The 19,974-nt window shown below is 68.6% G+C and carries 15 protein-coding genes; 2 read left to right on the top strand and 13 right to left on the bottom strand.

Annotated elements, in window-relative coordinates; all coding sequences use genetic code 11:
* Positions 1-677 precede the first annotated feature (677 nt).
* The 11 genes from A5767_RS21155 to A5767_RS21105 form a co-directional block, all read right to left on the bottom strand.
* Positions 678-1,637, bottom strand: a complete 960-nt coding sequence (locus A5767_RS21155) for a cutinase family protein (protein WP_024102678.1) — start codon at positions 1,635-1,637, stop codon at positions 678-680.
* Between the two features lie 20 nt (positions 1,638-1,657).
* Complete coding sequence (locus A5767_RS21150; RefSeq protein ID WP_033097843.1) at positions 1,658-2,218, bottom strand: DUF732 domain-containing protein; 561 nt, start codon at positions 2,216-2,218, stop codon at positions 1,658-1,660.
* Positions 2,219-2,350: 132 nt separating this feature from the next.
* Positions 2,351-4,267 carry an alpha/beta hydrolase-fold protein gene (locus A5767_RS21145; RefSeq protein ID WP_064853082.1) on the bottom strand — a complete coding sequence of 639 codons (1,917 nt, stop codon included), beginning with the start codon at positions 4,265-4,267 and terminating at the stop codon, positions 2,351-2,353.
* A 259-nt stretch (positions 4,268-4,526) separates the two neighbouring features.
* Positions 4,527-5,537, bottom strand: a complete 1,011-nt coding sequence (locus A5767_RS21140; RefSeq protein WP_006553442.1) for an alpha/beta hydrolase — start codon at positions 5,535-5,537, stop codon at positions 4,527-4,529.
* 267 nt (positions 5,538-5,804) lie between these two features.
* A complete protein-coding gene (gene zomB / locus A5767_RS21135; protein ID WP_082937762.1) occupies positions 5,805-7,751 on the bottom strand; it encodes a flagellar motor control protein ZomB in 1,947 nt (648 codons plus the stop codon).
* 4 nt (positions 7,752-7,755) lie between these two features.
* Positions 7,756-8,661 (bottom strand): decaprenyl-phosphate phosphoribosyltransferase, encoded by a 906-nt coding sequence (locus A5767_RS21130; protein ID WP_033097846.1) that lies wholly within the window; start codon positions 8,659-8,661, stop codon positions 7,756-7,758.
* Positions 8,658-9,155: a phosphatase PAP2 family protein gene (locus tag A5767_RS21125; RefSeq protein ID WP_024102673.1), complete on the bottom strand. Its 498-nt coding sequence runs from the start codon at positions 9,153-9,155 to the stop codon at positions 8,658-8,660. The genes A5767_RS21130 and A5767_RS21125 overlap by 4 nt, the downstream gene beginning before the upstream one ends.
* 46 nt (positions 9,156-9,201) lie before the next feature.
* A complete protein-coding gene (locus A5767_RS21120) occupies positions 9,202-11,139 on the bottom strand; it encodes a glycosyltransferase (RefSeq protein WP_006553438.1) in 1,938 nt (645 codons plus the stop codon).
* Positions 11,136-12,356, bottom strand: coding sequence for a UDP-galactopyranose mutase (gene glf, locus A5767_RS21115; RefSeq protein WP_006553437.1), 1,221 nt, complete (start codon positions 12,354-12,356; stop codon positions 11,136-11,138). The genes A5767_RS21120 and glf overlap by 4 nt, the downstream gene beginning before the upstream one ends.
* Before the next feature lie 72 nt (positions 12,357-12,428).
* Positions 12,429-13,181: a MerR family transcriptional regulator gene (locus tag A5767_RS21110; protein ID WP_006553436.1), complete on the bottom strand. Its 753-nt coding sequence runs from the start codon at positions 13,179-13,181 to the stop codon at positions 12,429-12,431.
* Between the two features lie 141 nt (positions 13,182-13,322).
* A complete protein-coding gene (locus A5767_RS21105) occupies positions 13,323-14,882 on the bottom strand; it encodes a SpoIID/LytB domain-containing protein (protein ID WP_024102671.1) in 1,560 nt (519 codons plus the stop codon).
* Positions 14,883-15,155: 273 nt separating this feature from the next.
* Here A5767_RS21105 and A5767_RS21100 point away from each other — a divergent pair, with 273 nt between their 5' ends.
* Positions 15,156-17,315 (top strand): N-acetylmuramoyl-L-alanine amidase, encoded by a 2,160-nt coding sequence (locus A5767_RS21100; protein WP_064853080.1) that lies wholly within the window; start codon positions 15,156-15,158, stop codon positions 17,313-17,315.
* Between the two features lie 25 nt (positions 17,316-17,340).
* Here the strand turns inward: A5767_RS21100 and A5767_RS21095 are convergent, their stop codons facing one another.
* Positions 17,341-18,294 carry an HAD family hydrolase gene (locus tag A5767_RS21095; RefSeq protein ID WP_231412381.1) on the bottom strand — a complete coding sequence of 318 codons (954 nt, stop codon included), beginning with the start codon at positions 18,292-18,294 and terminating at the stop codon, positions 17,341-17,343.
* Positions 18,257-19,072, bottom strand: coding sequence for a lysophospholipid acyltransferase family protein (locus A5767_RS21090; RefSeq protein ID WP_006553432.1), 816 nt, complete (start codon positions 19,070-19,072; stop codon positions 18,257-18,259). The genes A5767_RS21095 and A5767_RS21090 overlap by 38 nt, the downstream gene beginning before the upstream one ends.
* 63 nt (positions 19,073-19,135) lie before the next feature.
* On the opposite strand from A5767_RS21090, the gene A5767_RS21085 reads away from it, so the two are divergent.
* Complete coding sequence (locus A5767_RS21085; protein WP_006553431.1) at positions 19,136-19,948, top strand: hypothetical protein; 813 nt, start codon at positions 19,136-19,138, stop codon at positions 19,946-19,948.
* Positions 19,949-19,974 lie beyond the last annotated feature (26 nt).

Here is a 19,974-nt window from a genome sequence, read left to right as displayed (position 1 = left end):
CTCCCTGTCGAAGCGATCCCACAACCACTCGACATGGTTGCGCCACTAACTTTTCCTCCGCGCCGGCGGATCGTCGTACCGATACCGCCCCCCACGGCTTCCGGCGGTCCGTTCCTCGAACGTGTCCATCGACCCCAGATCACGAATATGTTACAGATCGGCATCACGCGCACCCACGCAAAGTGCGGTCGCCGGGAAGAACGCTTCCCCTCGCACACGGGAAACACAAAGATACGACATGGTCGTCTTCACACACACATTCCGCGCCCGTCGAACGAGACGAGCACACGATCCGATTGTGTGCGAGGGTTTTTCGACGCCGACACCGACCGACGGTGCAACCCGCCGCCCTCTGCTGCCCAGGATCGGCGCCCCGGTACGTACGCCCGACCGAGGCGAGAGCTCGTGACAAGGATCATTCCCGGTCGCGGGCCGTCGCTACGCCCCCGGAGGGGGCCGGCCGTTCGCCGTGCCGTCACTGGCACCATGAACCTCTTCTCCTGTGGCAGTCGTCGTGCGCCACGATCCCGGACGGCCGGGCCGCAGCCGAGGGATGAGTCTAAAGGCAGTCCGTCTTTCGAGTGTACCGGGTGGTGAGATCGGACACTACCGGCGAGTAATATGTGGGAGGGTTCACTCGGGCCCGAACCTCCCCCGCGTGCAGCGACGGCCGCACCTCATTCTTCTGCGGGTTCCGGTGCGGCATCGATCTTCTCCGCCGCCCAGTTCACGATCCACTGCGTCGCGGTCGTGCCGTTCTCGTCCACGACGTAGGTGTTGTACATCGCGTGGATCGGGTTGTTGACGTACTCGAGCAGGCGCGGAGCGGCCGACATCCAGTTGGCGGGATTCAGCGCGTTCGGTGGTGCGTCACAGATACTGTCCGTGGGCGCGCAGATTTGGATCGTGCGGTCGTCGAGCTCCCCGAAGCCACCGGGACGCGCGCCGGTCATCGTGATCCCCGGCAGCCGCAGGCCGTCGAGCGACAATTCGGCGCCCACTCCGGCGACGGGCGCACCGATGTCGGTGCCCGAGACCCCGTCGCGGCGACCGTCGGCAACGAGTGCGACACCGAGCACCCGGTCGGCGGGGACCGGGCCGTTGCCGGCACCGATCTGCGCGGCGACGTCGCCCACGATCACGGCGCCCTGCGAGAAACCGGTGAGCACGTAGGTGGTCAGCGGGCACTCGGCCGAGCGTCGCGCGAGGATGTCGGTGGTGGCCGCGAATCCCTCACTGCGGCTGTTGTTGTAGGACTGCTGGCCGTCCGGCGGGATCGCAATGGGGTTCGAGAACTGCGCGACGTACGGCACCGTGTAGACATCGGCGCGTTGGGCGTCGAAACGCTCCTGCAGCGGCCTCGTCACGTTGAGCATGAGCGAGTACGGGTTCGCGGCCGGAGCGTACGGATCGTCGCCCACCGCGGACTCCCAGGTGCCCGGCACCGCGACGACCTGCACGTCGGGGCACGAGGCCGGCTGCGACTGCGGCTCCTCCGGCCCGGGCGGGGTAGGAATCGGCGACGGGATGTCCAGCCGCCCCGCGAGCATGTACCAGAGCACCAGCACGATCGCCAGGACGAGCAGCGCCCCCACGACCACGATCCTGCGTCCGCGACGCTGCTTCGTCCTGACCATTCGTGCTGTCCCCGCGTTCCCTAGTTGCAGTACGTCTCGCCGGCGACGGCGATGTACGTGTCGGCCGTCGAGGAGGCCTGATCCTCCGACAACTCGACACCACCGGCTGCAGCATCACTACCCACGAGCGCGGTCACGAACACCTTGATCTCCTCCGGCGACCCGCCCTGCGCCTGGGCGCTGCAGATGTAGTCGGCGATGTTCACCGCGCCGGTCTCGTCGCTGGGCTCGACGCCCTCGGCGCGGAGACCGTCGAGGAAGGCCTGTGCGCCGGGCGTGGGAGCGGGTGCCGCGCCCGTGTCCTCTCCGGCATCGTCGTCTCCGGCAGCGGGCGAGGACGGAGCCGGGGACGCCTCGCTCGTCTCGGTCTCGCCCGTGGTCTCGGCCCCGGCCGCGCCGGGGGATGTCTCGGCCGCGGAGGTCGATGTCGACGCCGAGGTTTCCGTGGCGGCAGACGTCGTCGGCGTGTTCGTCGCGGTGGAGTCGTCGCTTCCGCACGCGGAGAGAACGGCCGTGGCGGTCAGTGCCGCAGCGAGGGCGCCGAGGACTCGGGTCGAGCGTGAGCGGGTCCGTGCAGGCATGTGGTGGGGTCCTCACATCCGGGATGTCGGTCGAACTTGGTCAGATGCGCCCCAGGCTACAGAGCGGCCCGTGCGGCCGGTAGGAGCGTCCCTCCTCCCCCGGTTACACGGGCCGACCCTGCTGTCGTTCGGTTACGGCTGCAGCTTCACTTCGTCGCCGTCGAGGGTGATGAAGCCGTTCTGAAAGTTCTGCTGGACACCCTTGCCGTCCACGGCCGGGAACTCGTCGCTGATCGGCAGGCCCAGACGTCCTTCGGCACCCTTCTCGGCGAGCCACGCCTCGAGGATCTTGCCGCGGACCGGCCAGGCACCGGTGAGCGGGCTCCAGTAGATGTTGCCGTGCTGGAACTCGTTGAAGCGACCGTCACGCCCTGCGGGCTGCTCGCTGGCCGTCGGGTAGCCCAGGACTCCCGTCTCGTAGCCGAGCTGGGAGTACTTGTCGAGGATCATGCCCTGCACGCCGTGGGCGCCGGTGTCCTCGCTCCAGTACATGGCGCCGATCTCGAAGCCCTGGACCGCGCCGCGGCCGTCGGGGGTCGCCGCCTCGTCGAGGATCGGGTAGCCGAGCGGTCCGCCCTCCCAGCCCTGGTTCTTCCATTCCTCGAAGATCTTTCCGCGGAGCGCATGGGCGCCGTGCTCGGGCGTCCAGTAGATCGCGCCGTTCCGGAAATGGTTGAACCGTCCGCGTCCGTCGGGTGCGACGCGTTCCTCGGTGGTCGGATAGCCGAGCTGCCCGGCCGGACCGCCGACACCCTGGTAGGCGCCGCCGATCGCACCCGCGACCGGCACCGTCGTGCCGTCGGACGAGAAGACGCGGCCGAAGCGGAAGTCCTGCACCTTGCCACCGGCGACGTCGTATTCACCGGTGAGGCAGTCGCCGAGCCAACCGTTCACGTTCGCCACATCGCCGAAGGCGCCGGTGGGGTTGCACTCGGGCTTGTCGACCTCGACCCCGAGGGTGTTGGCGAGCTGCGGCCACAGCTGGTGCAGTTCGAACTCCCAGTACTTCCACGTGTGGGTGCCCGACGGCCGGTACACGATCTGGGCGGGGATGCCCTGCTTCTCGAGCTTCGTCGCGAACGCCTGCGAGGTGAGGCGCGAGAGGATCTCGAGGCCCATGCCGGCGTAGTTGGTGCTGACCCCGGGGATGCCCGACGGATCGTCGTGGGGGCCGGTGGTGCCGCTGCCGCTCGAGACGTACAGGCTCACGCCCTCGAGCTTGTCGGCGAGCAGGTAGGGATCGTGCGACTCCCAGCCCTCGGAGCCGGGCGCACCCCACATCGCCTCGGAGTCGAAACCACCGGCGTCCTGCATCGCGTAGTGGATGGCCTCGGGCATGCCGAGGGTGGTGGTGGTGAGGATGCCGGACAACGACGCCGCGAACTGCGCGAAGCCCGGGTTGCGGGCGGGTAGGAACATCGCGGCGGTACCGCCCATCGACAGGCCGACGACGCCACGCTTGTCGGTGGTACGCCAGTCGCGTTCGAGCAGCGGAGGGAGTTCCTTCGTCAGGAAGGTCTCCCACTTGTAGTTCTGTCCGTTGTTCTGATCGATCCAGTCGGAGTAGAAGCTCGACTGGCCGCCCACCGGCAGCACGACGTTGACGTTCTTGTCGGCGAAGAAGGCCTCCGCATCGGTCTCGAGCGTCCACCCGTTCTCGTCGTCGCGCGCGCGCATGCCGTCGAGCATGAACACCGACGGGAACTTCGCGTCGGGCTTGCTGTTCCAGTCGCGCGCGAGCAGCAGCTGCACCTGGATCGGCGTCCCCATCGACGGCGAGTCGATCCACAGAGCGACGCGGCGATCGGTGAGCCAGTCGACAGAGCGGACGGTCGCACCGGCAGTGCTCGTGGGGCCGGACTGGGCGATGAGCGGATCGGCGGTAGCCACCGAGACAGTGGTCAGACCTGCGGCGACGGGCGCGACGAGAGCTGCGGCGATCAGTGCGAGCGCACGGGATCTTCTGCGCCGCGCACCCGCGACGCGAGCCGCTCTCCTGCTCGGACCCGTCCGTCGCTCACCGTGCTCGAGCTCAGTTCGCATCTGCATCGCTCACTTTCTGCGTTGCCGGATTTCCTGCCGAAGTGCGGCTTCGGGTGGACCGCGACGGCGGCAGTGGCAGGGCGCCCCGGCTGGGTATGCCGACTCGGGATACCGGAGTCCCGGATGTTGTTTCTACACCGGCGGCACCCGGAATCGCGGGTGCCGCGCTGTGACAGGTGAGAAAATTGTTGCAGAAAGTTACGACGCCGCCCACTCACCGGATCGGTGAGCGGGCGGCGTCGTTGCTAGCAGTGCGTACCGGAGATCAGAACGCGTTCAGCGCCTCGAGGATCTGCGGGCGTGCCTTCCACAGCTGATCCTCCCAGTACTTCCATGCGTGCGTGCCGCGCGCCGGGAAGTCGAAGGTAGCCGGGATGCCGAGCGTCGCCAGCTTGAGCTGGAACGCGCGGGTCTGGGCGAGGGACAGCGCCTCGAGCGCCATGCCGTTGGCGGTGTTGTAGTAGCCGACGAAGCCCTGCGGGTTGTCGTGCTCACCGGGCAGACCGCTGGCGGCCGAGATGTACAGCGACAGACCCTCGAGCTTCGGAGCGAAGACGAACGGGTCGTTGCGCAGCCACGCCGGGCTCCACGGCGGGCCCCACATCGAGTCGACGTTGAAGCGGCCGGCGTCGAGCATCGCCACGCGGATGGCCTCACGCATGCCGGGAGCCGACAGGTTCAGGTAGCCGGACAACGACGACGCGAACTTGAACTGGTCGCGGTGGTAGGCGGCCAGGGTCAGGGCGGCGGAACCGCCCATCGACAGGCCGAGAATGCCGTTGTTGTTGCGCGACACGCCACGGGTGGCGAGATAGTCGGGCAGCTGCTCCGTCAGGAACGTCTCCCACTTGTAGGTGATGTCCTGGCCGTTCAGGTTGGACGGCGCGTACCAGTCGGTGTAGAAGCTCGACTGTCCGCCGACCGGCATGATCAGGCTGACGTTGTCGTTCGCGAACTGCTGCAGGGCGTTCGTCTCGAACGTCCAGGCGTTCGCGTCGTCCCGAGCGCGCAGGCCGTCGAGCATGTAGAGCGCCGCGTCGCCACCGCGCGCGGCCCACTGGATCTGAACCTTGATCGGGCCCATGTCGGACTCGACGAAGACCTCTTCGAAGCCCCCTGCAGGCGCGCGGTGCGAGACCGGCGCTCCCTGCGCCGGCGCGGCGACGGCGGCGGTGGTTCCGACGAGGCCGGCAGCCACGGGGAGGACCAGAGCTGCGGCGGCGGTGCCGAGCAGTCGCCGTCGAAGGCCCTGCCTCAACCTCGGGACAAAACGCATGAACAATGCTCTCTTTCTCGTCTGCGGCGTCCGCGTTCGCGTCCCCCGGATTCCGGCGATGACGACCGCGGAAGGCCGCCCCAAGTCACACTGCGGTCAAAACTGTAAAGGACCGCGTGATCTCTGACAAACCCTGGTTTCAACAGCTCTTGGGCACCTCTTGACCTATAGGTCAAGCACGCGCTGCCGGAATGTTACCCATCCGTGATGCGTCGTGATCCTATCGAGACAGTCGAAGGGGGCCAAGTTGATCTCGGTGTCCGGCCGTCACCCCCGCGGCGGTGGCATCGGCAGGTCACAGCGCTGGATCTCGTACTTCGGCACCCGTTCGATCCGGTACGAGGCGTAGTCGAACGCGTTGCGCAGGTTCCTCTTGAACAGTGCCCACGTGAGTTCGGCGCTCGAGGAATCGATCATCTCCCGGGTCTCGGGACAGGTCAGCGCGGTCTTCGCCATCGCGACCCAGTCCTCGTCGAGATAGCCCGGCATCCACGGATGGACGTCGACCATGCCCGAATCGGCGACCACCCAGTCGGGGAACAGGATCTTGTCATGGCCGATCCGGCCGTCCTCGAGACGCTCAGTGTGCGCGGCGAGCGGGTAGGCCAGGCCCATCTGGTCGACGACCCGCACGTCCAGACCGGTGTTCATGCTGGTCATGCCCAGGTTCAGGAAGAACACCGTGTGCCCGGCACCGCCCGGTGGGATGGGCTCGGGTGGCGGCACGACGTCCCACGCGTCGAAGGAGGGGGTCGGCAGCAGCAGCCCGCCGTTCGGGGTGTTCGCGATGGCCTCGACCATGGCCCGCATACGTGGGTAGTCGAGATAGTCCTCGGCCAGGATGGGATGCAGATGCCCGGTGTTGAGGGCGTAGAAGGCGCGCTCGTCGACGATGCCGGATCGGCCCACCACGGCGCCCTCGGTCATGCCGGTCGTGTTGGCCGCGGCGGCCGTCCACACGACGGTGCCCAGCCACAGCACGGCCAACGCACCCGCGACCTGCGTCGGCCGGTTGTTGCCGAGCTCCGCCCGGTCCGGGATCCGCAGCGGGACGACGGCGACGGGCAGGAGCAGGCAGAACAGCGGCGGCAGGAGGACGCGGCCGTGCATGAAGTCGCCGCCCACACGCAGCGAGTACAGCGCGAGCAGCACACCGGAGCCGAGGAACAGCACGACGACGGCGGTCGGCGTGCGCAACAGCTTCTGCGCCCAGGTCAGCGTGGCCCGCACGTCGCGCGGATCGGGACGCGCCGCCGCTGCGGTGAGGCCCACCACCTCACGGCTGGTCGCGAGGACGAGCGCGGCGAGGACCGCGAGGACCAGCAGCGGCAGCCACAGCAGGTACGGCGAGACGAGGTTGCCGAGATATTCGAGGCCCTGCGACCACTTGGCACCACCGGCGTCCTTGGCGACCGCGGTGTTGGGATAGGGCAGTCCGTAATAGCCCATGCGCCAGATCTGGTAACCGATCGGGATCATCCCGGCGACCGCGACCATCGCGACCCGGATGCGCAGGTCGAGGCCGGGCGCGAGGAACAGCATCGCGAGTGCGAGCACCGCGACCAGCGCGAGTTCGGGTCGCACGAGCGGGCCGAGTCCGGCGACGAACGCCGTGGCGAGGATCTGCCCGGTACCCGGGAGCGATCCGTCCCCTCCCGGCGTGGGGGTCGCCCACCGGGCCATGAGCAGCCACAGCAGGCCGAGCCAGCAGATCACCAGGCAGGACTCGAGGCCCGAGGTGGCGAAGTCGCGGGCCGGGGGCACCGCGATGTAGACGAGGACACCGGCGGGCAGGAGCAGCACGGCGCCCGTGGTGGCGCGCAGTCGCCACCGGTACAGGCGTGCGGCGCCGAGCATGGCGAGGACGATCGCGCCCGTCGACAACACGAGCGCGATCGTGAGCACCACGTATTCGAGGCGGAGGCCGGTGAGCCATCCGCCCGCGTAGACGATGTACGTCCACGCGGTGGAGGTGTTGGCCTCCACACGCTCCCCCGCGTTGAACACCGGCCCGTTGCCGGCGAGGAGGTTGCGCACGGTTCGCAGGACGATGAGACCGTCGTCGGCGATCCAGCGCCGCTCCCACGCTCCCCAGAACATCAGGAACGCGGAGACGACCACACCCGCGGCGAACACACCGCCGGTGAGGCGGTCACGCCGAACGGGCCCGACCGTACTGGACGGTCCGGCCTCGGTGTCGTGGACGCCGTGCACGACGTCAGAAGAGGTAGACAGCACCGCCGACCACCAGGATCCACACCACTGCGAGCAACTGCAGCACCCGGTCCTTCAGGGCGATCTCCTCGGGTTCGCCGGCTTCACCGCCGTCGACGTCGACCGCGTAGCGCAGGATGGCGACGACGAACGGGACCATCGAGATGGCGTACCAGTTGGAACCGGCCACGTTGTCCTGTTCGAACGCCCACAGGCCGTAGCAGAGCACGACCGCCGTCGCCGCGACGGTCCACACGAACCGCAGGTAGGTCTCGGTGTAGTACTCGAGCGACTTGCGGATCTTCGCGCCGGTGCGGGTCGCGAGGCGCAGCTCGGCGTACCGTTTGCCGGCCGCCATGAACAGCGACCCGAACGCCATGATCAGCAGGAACCACTGCGACAGCGGGATCTCGGCGGCCACGCCACCGGCGATGGCACGGATCAAGAAGCCCGACGAGACGATGCAGATGTCGAGCACGGCCTGGTGCTTGAGCCCGAAGCAGTACGCGAGCTGGATGCCGATGTACACCGCCATGACGACGGCGAGCTGCCAGTTCGCGATGAACGACAGCGCGATCGAGCCGACGAGCAGCACCGTCGCGAGGATGTACGCGAGTCGCACCGGGAGCACGCCGGCCGCGATGGGCCGGAACCGCTTGGTGGGGTGTGCACGGTCGGCTTCGACGTCCATCGCGTCGTTGACGAGGTAGATGCCCGAGGCGGCCATACAGAAGACGACGAAGGCGAGCGCGACGGGCAGCAGCACGTCGACCTGGGTGACCGAGCCGGCCGCCATCGGGGCCGCGAGCACCAGGACGTTCTTCACCCACTGTCGGGGACGGACCGCCTTGACGATCCCGGCGCCCAGGCTCTTGGGCGCCTCCTTGACGGGCGCCGGTTCCTCGCTCATCGATCTCCCCACTTCGTCTCTGCCCGCGCCACGACGGCCGCGGACGCCGCACCGAGTGCCGCACCCGCCAGCACATCCGTCGGATAGTGCACGCCCAGCACCAGGCGGGACAGCATCATGGGCGGCACGAGCACCGCGGGAAAGGGTAGCCCGGTGGTGCGGGCGAGTAGCACGGCCGCCGCAGTCGTGGACGTCACATGCGACGACGGGAAGCTCAGCCGGCTCGGCGTGGACACGTTGACCTGCACCGTCGGGTCCACCGGCCGCGGACGGCGCACGACCCGCTTGATGACGACGGACGCCGCGTGGGCACCGAACGCGCCGACCGCCACGCTCGCCCACTTGCGGCGACGGGGACGGTCGACGAGGGCGCCGGCGGCGCCGATCGCGATCCAGCCGAGAGCGTGCTCACCGAAGTGCGACATGCCGCGGGCGATCGTCGTCGCTGCGGGTACGGCACCGGCGGTGGCCTGGACGGTCTGCAGCACCCGCACCTCGGTGTCGGTGCTCTTCCAGTGACGTGCAGCCGCAGTGCCGGGGTCAGTTGCCGATTCCGAAGACACGCTCCCACTCCTCCTTGCTGGTCAGGGCGGGAACCGCGTCCCGGTACCGCTTCTTCATCTCGGGGAACCGGCGCGCGAGTTCGCGTCGCAGCCTGAGCGCCTCGGTGAGCAGGGCCTGGGCCTGAGCACGGTCGCGCTTACGGTAGACGACACCCCGACCGTCCGCCGTGGTGACCGTCACGCCGTCGACCTGCGAGAGCAGGAACCACCGCGCGTCGATGGTGGGCACGTTCAGCTGCGGCCGCTCGTGGTGCTCGCGGTTCTCGGGGCGCACGTTGTGCAGCACACCCTTCGCGAGACGCCTGACCTTCGCGACCGCACCCTCGGGCAGTCCGACGGCCCCGACCTCGGCGCCGGATGCCATCGGCAGTTCGGTCGACGACGGCAGCACCACGGCGTCGGGGAAGTTCTTCCGGAGCGCGTGCACCTCGCCGAGGGCACGCGGCAGCAGCTCGAACAGGTTCTCCGGACCGGCGAGGAAGTCCTCGATGGCCTTGTTCTGGATCGCGACCGTCGAGTACTCGAGACACACGAGGTGCTTGATCGTGGCCTTGATCGTGTCGAGCACCATCGGCTTGGCGTCGCCGTGCTGGTGCAGCGCGGCCACGACGAGCCGGTTGCGCAGATGGAAGTACGCCTGCCAGTCGATGGCGTCGTCCTTGTCGCTCCACGCCATGTGCCAGATCGCGGCGCCGGGCATCGTCACCGTGGGGTAGCCGGCGTCCCGTGCCCGCAGGCCGTACTCGGCGTCGTCCCATTTGATGAACAGCGGCAGGGGCTGGCCGATCTCCTCCGCGACGACACGCGGGATCATGCACATCCACCAGCCGTTGAAGTCGACGTCGATGCGTCGGTGCAGGAGCTTCGAGTTCTCCCGGTCGCGCAGCGGCTTGGTGGAGAAGTCGTGGTCGTACTCGACGTTCGGCGCGGCACCCCACATGAAGTTCGAGCGGTGGATGACCTCGCCCATGGTGTGCAGGTGGCTGCGTTCCTGCAGGTTGAGCATCTGCCCGCCGACGAGCATGGGCTTCTTCGCGAATCGCGACAGGGCGAGCGCGCGCAGGATCGAGTCGGGTTCGATCTCGATGTCGTCGTCCATGAACAGGATGTACGGGCTGGAAGTGGTCTTCAGCGCCTCGTACATGATGCGGCTGTAGCCGCCGGAGCCACCGAGGTTGCCCTGGTCGTGGATGACGAGACGGTCGCCGAAGGGTTCGGCGGCCTCCGCGAAGTCGGCCTCGTCGCGAACCTTGCGGGTGCCCTGGTCGGGGATGATGACGGCGTCGACGACGTCCATCACCAGCGGGTCGGACGCGAGCGCACGCAGCGCCTTCACGCAGTCGGCAGGGCGGTTGAAGGTCGGGATGCCCACTGCGACCGAGGCGTGTCCGGGCGCCTCGACAGGTGCGTACCAGCCGGCGGCGTGCAGCGTGACCTCGCTGTCGGTGGTGACGTCGAACCACAGCCAGCCGCCGTCCTCGAACGGCCCCAGGTCGGCTTCGATCTCGACGACCGTGTCGGACCCGCGGAACTCGCGGCCGGTGACGTGGATGCGGCTCGAGTCGGCCTTGCTGCGGTACAGGTCGACGCGGCCGTGGCCGGTGAGTTCGAGTCGCAGCACCACCGAGCCGAGCGTGCTCCAGCGACGCCAGTAGCTCGCCGGGAAGGCGTTGAAGTAGGTGCACAGCGACACCTCGGACTCGGCGCCGATCGCCAGCGTCGTCCGGCTCGTCGCGTGGGCGCGACGCGCGTTGGTGGGCGACTCCTCGAGGTAGAGCGTGCGCACGTCGAGGGGCTCGCCCGGGCGCGGCAGGATGATGCGCTGCAGCAGCGACCGGCCGAGCAGTTCGTCCTCCGTGGCGGGGGTACTCGCCGCCTCGTGCTTGGCGACGGCCGCGTGCTTCGCGGCGCTCACGAGGCGTCCCCGGCGATGGGCGCTCCCGAGTCGAAATGCGGGGCGAGGACGTTGTCGAACATCGAGAGCGCGCTCGCGATCGCCATGTGCATGTCGAGGTACTGGTAGGTGCCGAGCCGGCCACCGAAGAGCACCTTGTTGTCCGCGGCTTCCTTCTTCGCGAGGGAGCGATAGGCGTTGAGTTTCTCGCGATCCTCGGGGGTGTTGATCGGGTAGTACGGCTCGTCGTCGTTCTCGGCGAAACGCGAGTACTCACGCATGATGACCGTCTTGTCGGTCGGGTAGGTGTCGCGCTCGGGGTGGAAGTGCCGGAACTCGTGGATGCGGGTGTAGGGCACGTCGGCGTCGTTGTAGTTCATGACCGGGGTGCCCTGGAAGTCGCCGGTGGGCAGCACCTCGGTCTCGAAGTCGAGGGTGCGCCATCCGAGCCGGCCCTCGGAGTAGTCGAAGTAGCGGTCGAGCGGGCCGGTGTAGACGACGGGGGCTTCCGGGCTCGCGGCACGGACCTCATCGCGCACCTCGAACCAGTCGGTGTCGAGCCGGACCTCGATCCGCTCGTTCTCCGCCATGTTCTCCAGCCACGCCGTGTACCCGTCGACCGGCAGGCCCTCGTAGGTGTCGTTGAAGTAGCGGTTGTCGAAGGTGTAGCGGACGGGCAGCCGGGCGATGTTGCCGGCGGGCAGTTCCTTCGGGTCGGTCTGCCACTGCTTGGCCGTGTAGTCGCGGACGAACGCCTCGTACAGGGGGCGGCCGATCAGGGAGATCGCCTTCTCCTCGAGGTTCTTCGCCTCGGCGGTGTCGATCTCGGCGGCCTGCTCCTTGATGAGGGCGCGTGCCTCGTCGGGGCTGAAGTACCGGCCGAAGAACTGCGACACCAGTCCGAGACCCATCGGGAACTGGTAGGCCTGGCCCTTGTGCATCGCGAACACGCGATGCTGGTAGCCGGTGAAATCGGTGAACTGGTTCACGTAGTCCCACACCCTCTTGTTGGAGGTGTGGAACAGGTGGGCACCGTACTTGTGGATCTCGATTCCGGTTTCCGGTTCGGGCTCGGAGTATGCGTTGCCACCGAGGTGGTGGCGACGCTCGATCACGAGCACTCGCTTGCCGAGCTGCGTGGCCGCGCGCTCGGCGATCGTCAGTCCGAAGAATCCGGAGCCGACGACGATCAGGTCGTACTCACCGGTGGAGGGCTGGGGCGCTGATGCAGCAGTCACGGGAGACCAGGGTATGCGACTCCGTCGCGGAGGTGCCCTCTCGGTCCGGGCGGACCGAGAGGGCCGTCACACTCACACGTAGTAGGTGAGCGCGTCACGGACGAATTCGGCGCCCTCCCGTCCTCCGTAGTTCGCCGCGAAACGCTCGTCCTCGACGTACATGTCGGCGAGACCGAGCACGTACTCCCGCGGACTGCCCGCCGCAGTGCCGCCTCCCGGGGTGCCCGGAATCGACGACAGCCAGGCGACGTGCCGCCGCGCGAGGTCCTGCGCTTCGGGGCCCGCCGGGTCGAGACCGGCCCGGGCCGCCGCGATCCAGTCATGGTTCAGCTGCTCGACCTGCTTCATCCAGTCGTGCCTGGCGGCGTCGTCCATGCCCCGCCACCAACGATCGCCCGAGTCGTAGGCGTCCTTGCCCCACCGTTCGATGACCTCGTCCCGGTACTGCGTGTGGTCGAACCCGTCGAACACTTCGTCTGCCACGAGTTCCTCCCCTCTCTCCGTCTTCGCCAAGGTGGTGCGCACCGCCGCGATACGGCGGTCCAACTGCCGGCGCTCGTGTTCGAGCAGGTCGAGGTGGGTGCGCAGTGCGCTCGCGGTGTCGTCGTGACCGGCGAGCACGTCGCGGATGGCGGGCAGGGCCAGTCCCAGATCGCGGAGCAGCAGGATGCGCTGGAGACGCACGAGTGCGTCCTCGTCGTAGAACCGCATGCCGTTGCTGCCGGTGCGGCTCGGATGCAGCACCCCCACGTCGCCGTAGTGCCGCAGTGTGCGGCTGGTGACACCGGCGGCGCGTGCCAGTTGCTGGATCGACCATTCCCGCACGTGCCCACCTCCTTCTTTCCGGCTACGCCCAGCGTGCATCTTGACGTTGCGTCAATGTCAACCATCGTCGTCGCGGTGCCGGAACGCCACCGGCCGGCCGCCCTGTTCGGGGCGACCGGCCGGTCGAGATGTGCCGTCGGGTTACTCGGCGCTACCCGTGCTCGGGAACCAGTCCTTCAGGAAGCTCGCGTCGATGACCTGAGCACCGAGGTCCGGTGTCCACACGATCGCGCCGCCGGTGAAGATCCGGAACTTGCCGATCTCGTCGGGCAGCATCAGCTCGGGGCCGATGGGCGAGCCGAGCACGCTGTCGACGCCGCCGAGGTCCAGATAGGCCTGCTCGATGGGCGAGGTGCCGGTACCGCTGCCGAAGGGATCGGTGCCGGTTTCGGGGCCGGGTTCGGGTGCCGGAGTGATCTCCGGGGCGTCCTCGTCGATGCCTTCCTTGACGGTGAACCAGTCGGAACGCAGTCCCAGCTTGGTCCGTGCCTCGGCGCCCGTCGTTTCGATGGTGCGGTCGGAGCCGACCACGCGGACCCGGGTCACGCGACCGCCTTCGGGTCCGAGATTGTTGCGGGAGAGCACCTCGAATGCCTGGAGGTCGCCGACGCCGAACTTGCTGCCGATCTCGGCCGCGGTGAAGGTCTTGGCCCATTCGCGGTTCGGGGCGACCTTGTCACCCTCGTCCTCGACGGGCGGGAAGGTGCCGCCGGCCGAGTAGCCGCCGGTGGAGGCGGAGAACTCGCTGCGCACGACCTCGCCGTCCTTCATCAGGACGGTTCCGCGGGTGGTGCGCACACCGTCGTCCGTGCGCGGATCCTCGACGCCCGACCCGCCGTAGACCTGACAGTCCGTGGTGTCGCAGGTCTGCCACTTCTCGTGACGCTTCTCGGCGAGGGCGTAGGACCGCGCGGCGATGGCCTGCGCCCGCAGCGCCTCGGCACCACCGGTGTCGGCCCAGGCGGGCAGCGCCTCGGCGGGGACCACGCTGCGCAGGTAGTCCTCGACGTGGAGGCGGTTGACGGTGCGCGGGGCGGTGCCGTCGAGCACCACACCGAGGGCACCGCGGTAGGTCTTGTCGTCCGAGCACATCGTGAGGTGCTCGTTCGCGGGACGGTCCTCGGCGAGGTCGATCGGGTCCACCCACGGCAGGTCGGTGGCTGCCTGCCACAGCACGTCGCCGCTGCAGCCCTCGGTGACGACGACGTTCGCGCCGCCGTCCGGGGTGGGTGTCAGGTGCGCGGCCTCGCCGGGCGCGAGTTGCTTACCGGCGACGATCATGCCGGTGTCGGAGTAGACGTCGAGGGTGTGGTCGTCGCGCGCCATGAGACGGACCGCGATCATCGCGTCGTCGACCGTGCCGAGTTCGGTGCCGCCGTAGTAGTGGCCGATGATCCGCTCGGCGGTCCACCCGTCCTGGGCGTAGCCGTAGGCACCCCACTGCCCCATGCCACGACCGTGGCCGTGACCGAAGCCACTGAACGTGAAGGGCGTGTCGGCCGAAACCGCTTGCACGACACCTGGTGCCGCCTGGTTGCTCTGGACGAGCGCGCCCACGCCGGCTCCGACGAGCAGCGCGGGAGCGACCCCGATCGCGGCGGCACGGGCGACGGAGGGACGCCATCCGTTGCGCAGCGGCCTGCCGAGGATGATGCGCCGCCTCCGGATCTTGCCTCTGCGCCCGATGGACTGTCGTGACATGACGTTGCTCCCTCGTTGTCGCTGTAGGCGCGAACTCGTGATCCGCGATATCGGACAATTTCGACCGATCCTCAAGCTCAGGTTGAGGCTTAAGGTTTGCTGCGTCTAGTGTGACAAGAGTGACGGAGCTAGGCAACAAATGTCACAGAAGCAACACAAGAATCACGAGTTACAGAACTTTCGTGTCCGAACCGGGCCACGGAAGCGACACGTAAGGGACGATCCGAAGTCGGAACCGTCCGCTGGAGCACCAACGACAGGGAGTAGCAAACAGTGCCGCATCGCCGCCCCAAGCCGTCGATCGTCCTGGGTGCCGTCGCCGCCCTGGCCGTCGCGACGCCCTTCGCCGTCACCGGGCTGACCAGCACCGCTCCCGAGATCCGGAATGCCAACGACACCGTCGAGGCAGTGGCACCCGATATCGCGGAAGTCGTGCTCGCCTCGGTGCCCGACCTGATCATCCCGCTCGAGGAGCTCACCGGTCTCAACCTGCCGGACCTCAGCCTGAAGGAGATCGTCGACGGGCTCCCGCAGATCACGACTGCTCCCGACCCGAACGGCGGACTCGTCCAGCGCGTCGGTGCGACCGTCAAGGAACTCACCCGCGACACCCCGTTCAGCCTCGTCGCGCTCGCCGCCGAGGACGTCGCCGCCACCGACGCGCTCATCCGCGCGCAGCAGGACGACGGCAGCTGGGGTCCCTGGACCGCGACCGAGCCGATCGAGACGCGCGCAGACGACGCCACCAGCGAGGGACGCACGGGCACGGAGCCGATCTACGTCGGTGCCACCCGTGCGGTGCAGGTGCTGCTGACGCCGCGTCCCGGCCCCGAACCGAATCTCGCCGGCGCGGAGGCCCCGCCGGCACCCGAAGCCCCCGCTCCCACTCCCGAGGCACCCGCCCCGGAGGCACCGGCGCCCGAAGCTCCTGCTCCTGCAGCCCCGGCGGAGGCCCCGGTCCCCGCCGACGAGGCACCCGCGCCGGTCCCTGCACCCGCAGCCGATGCACCCGACCTCGGATACGTGCCCGCGTCCTCGTCCAAGCCGCTGCGCGAGAACCCGCTGCAGGCGGCCGCCGAAGCGGTCAGTGCCGTGCTCATCTCGCCCGGCAGCAGCGAAGCGGACGCGCGACTCGAGGACATCGCGAGCCCGCTCGGTAACTCCGGCCTGAAGGTGATCACCCGCCAGCAGTGGGGCGCCGACGAGTCGATGCGCTGCCAGACCCCGACCTACGACGACTCCCTCGGTGGCGCGACCGTGCACCACACCGCGGGCAGCAACAACTACTCGAAGGCCGAATCGGCCGAGATCGTGCGCGCGATCTACGCGTACCACGCACGCACGCTCGGCTGGTGCGACATCGGATACAACACCCTCGTCGACAAGTACGGCCAGATCTTCGAGGGTCGCGCCGGTGGTCTCGACCGCAACGTCCAGGGCGCACACGCGGGTGGATTCAACGAGAACACCCACGGCATCGCGATGATGGGCGACTTCTCGACCCAGGCCCCGCCGCAGGCCGCGGTGGAGTCGGTCGGCAAGTTCCTCGGCTGGCGTCTGGCCCGCGCGGGACTGAACCCCAAGGGCCGCACCACGATGTACTCCGAGGGCACATCGTTCACCCCCTACCCGCAGGGTGCGGCGGTGGATCTGCCGATCATCTTCGCGCACCGCGACGTGGGCAACACCAGCTGCCCGGGTGATGCCGGCTACTCGCAGATGGGCAAGATCCGCGATATCGCCGTCGCTGCGGCAAAGGGCGGTGGCGGTGGCACTGCCCCGCAGCCCTCGAACCCGTCGCCGTCGAACCCGCAACCCTCGAACCCGCAACCCTCGAACCCGTCGCCGTCCAATCCGTCGCCGTCCAATCCGTCGCCGAACGTGCCGGACATCAACGTCGGAGCGCTCGCCTCGGGCTCGGCCGGCACCGCCGAAGGTGTCGTCGACGAGCTGATCCGCCTCAGCGGTCACCCGCTGGTCCAGAAGTGGCTCGCCGAGGGCGGCGAACTCGGACGGCTCGGACAGGCGGTGACCTCGATCCTTCCCGCGGTCAAGAGCGGTTTCGAACGAGTGAATTTCGTCAACGGGGCCATCTACACGTCACCGAACGGCGGCACGTGGACGGTACTCGGCGAGATCTACAAGGCGTGGGAGAAGAACGGACTCGACGCTGGTGAGCTGGGGTTGCCCACCAGCGACGAGTACCGGGTGCCGGACGGTTGGCGTTCGGACTTCGAGTTCGGCTCGCTGATCTTCAACGAGGTCACGGGTGTCGTCACCAAGGTGCTGCGCGCCTACGACGACGCCTACGACCAGGCGATGCAGGATCAGCCGGCCGACGTCGCAGGACCCGCACCCGAGGGTGCTCCTGCGCCCGGACCCGAACCGGCACCTGCGCCGGAACCGGCACCCGAACCGGCGCCCGCGGGCTGACCCGCAGCGCACCGGTAGGAACGAGTCACCGCCACCACCGTTCGAGAACGCGGGCCACCCCGTCCTCGACGTTGGTGGCGGTGACTTCGTCTGCGACCGACTTCGCGTCCGGATGCGCGTTCTCCATCGCCACACCGTGACGCGCTACCGACAGCATCGGAATGTCGTTGGGCATGTCGCCGAAGGCCACGAGATTCTCGTGGGAGACACCCAGTAGCCGGGCCATCTCCTGGAGACCGGAAGCCTTCGTGACCCCCGCCGCGGAGATCTCGATGAGCCCGTGGGTCGTCGAATAGGTCACGTCGACCAGCCCGTGCAGTTTCGGCACGAGAGCCTCCGCCATCTCCCGGCTGGTCGCGCCGGGGAGCCGGACGAGCAACTTGATGGCGGGCTCACTGATCACCTCGTGCTCGGCGAGTTCGGTGTTGTCCGGATTCAGCCAGGCATGTTCGTAACCGGGAGCGCTGACGAACTGCGGCGTCGCCGCGTCGTGGGCCCGATCCCCCACCCGCTCCGCGGCCAGACCGCAACCGGGAAGCACCGACGAGGCCACCTCGGCGAGCCACGCCAGTTCGTCGACCTCGAGCACCGCGGCGCTGAGCACACGGTCGGTGGAACTGTCGTAGAGCACGGCACCGTTCGCGCACACCGCCATGGGCGCGTAGCCCAGCTCTTCGACGACCGGCGCGATCCAGCGCGGCGGGCGGCCGGTGGCCAGGACGAACGGAACACCGGAGTCGACCACCGCATGTACCGCGGCGCGGGTCCGATCGGACACCTTCTCGGTGTCGTCGATCAGGGTGCCGTCCACGTCCGTAGCCACCAATCCGGGACGCACCGCGTCCGTGGAAGCAGGACGCACCGCGTCCGTGGAAGCAGGACGCACCGCGTCCGTGATGTGGTCCCGATACGGCTCTCGACTCGACTGTGCGTTCACTCCGTCATTGTGCCGAAGTACCGCGGTCGCCGCCTGCGTCATCGTTGCCGCTACCGGCAGCACCTTCACGGGCGGCACGTTCCCGGGCCTTCCGGGCGCGACGCTCGGCGGCCGCGGCCTCGTCCAGGGCGGTCGCCTCCTCGAGGGTCGGCGCGGATCCGCCCAGGCGGCGGGGCACCCAGTAGGCACCGTCCTCGTGGATGTAACCGTCCTGGACCCGGTGAAGCATCTTCTCCATGGTCGCGTGGAGCTGCGCGGTCATCTCCGCTGCCGGCTCGAACGGATGGATGGGGGCGCCCACCTCGATGGTGATCGGGGTGTTCGTACGTCCGAGCCGCTTCGGGTGGCCCTTCGTCCACACCCGCTGCGACCCCCAGATGACCATGGGGACCACCGGGACACCGGCTTCGTTCGCCATCCGTGCCGCGCCGGACCGGAACGCCTTGAGTTCGAAGCTGCGGCTGATCGTCTCCTCCGGGAAGACACCCACGAGCTGACCGGCACGCAGCGCCTCCACGGCGAGTCGGTAGGACTCGCCGGCGTCGCCGCGGTCGACGGGGATGTGCTTCATCGCGCGCATCATGGGGCCGGAGATCTTGTGGTCGAAGACTTCCTTCTTCGCCATGAAGCGGATGTACCGCTTGGTGACCCGGGCGGGGATCCCGGCGTAGGTGAAGTCCATGTAGCCGGTGTGGTTGATCGCGATGACCGCACCACCCGTCGCCGGGATGTTCTCCGCCCCGGTGATCGCGAACTTCAGCCCTTGCGCTGCGAAGAGCGTGCGGGCGACACCGATGATGGTCCGATAGAAGGGTTCCACGCCGGTCAGCCTAGCGGGGGCCGGTGGAGGAACGACCGTGATCATCGTCGAAAGGCCACTACTGTGCGCACCCTCGCCCGAAAGCCCGACGTACTCGCATTCGCCGGCCTCGCCGTCGCCGTGGTCCTCACCGTCGCCGGTTGCGAGGGCGACGGGCAGTCCGGCATCCCGACCGAGAGCCCGGAACCGACCGCGGCGGAAACCGTCGAGGAGACCACCCCCGCCGCGACGCCCGCGGTGGTCGTCGGGGACGTCCCCGGTAATCCCGCCGCCACCGCGGCGCTGCAGGCATGGACGAACGACCTCGTCGGCGGCATCGATGTGGTGGACAAGTGCTGGACGATCGCCCCGGAACGGGCCCGGCAGATGTACGCCGACGTCGACGCGATCACCGCCGCGGTGCAGCAGCCGGGCAGGGACGGCCAGTACGCGGTGACGTGGTCGGCCGGTGGCATCGACCTGTCCGTCCTGCGCAGCGAGATCGCGTCCGGCTACGCGTGCCCGTATGTGAACCCGACCGGCGCGCCGGGCTACACCGACGAGGACGCCCGCTATGCCGTCGAACGATTCCTCGGACGGGCGATCGGCGCGCCGGTGGATCCGGACGACACCGAGGAGCGGTACCCACTGGTGTGCGAGGCGCGGGGCACGTGGGATCCCTGGGGCACCGGGAACCCCGGAGTGCCGCCGCTGGCCACCGATCCCGACGTCGTCGGTGACCTCGAATCCTTCGACGCCGCGGCCGCTTCCGTCACCCCGGTCTCGGAGGTGTACACGAATGTGACGATTCCGATCGTCGAGGCCGGTACACCCCGTGACCTGGTGGTCCTGCTCACCACGGGCAGCAACGGGTACTGCCTGGGCGCAGTGGACTGACGGGCGGCGCCTACTCTGGTAGGCGT

The organism is Rhodococcus sp. 852002-51564_SCH6189132-a, assembly GCF_001665495.1.
Lineage (GTDB): Bacteria > Actinomycetota > Actinomycetes > Mycobacteriales > Mycobacteriaceae > Rhodococcus > Rhodococcus pyridinivorans.
The sequence above is the reverse complement of the archived record's forward strand: the minus strand, read 5'-3'. Positions and strand labels throughout refer to the sequence as shown.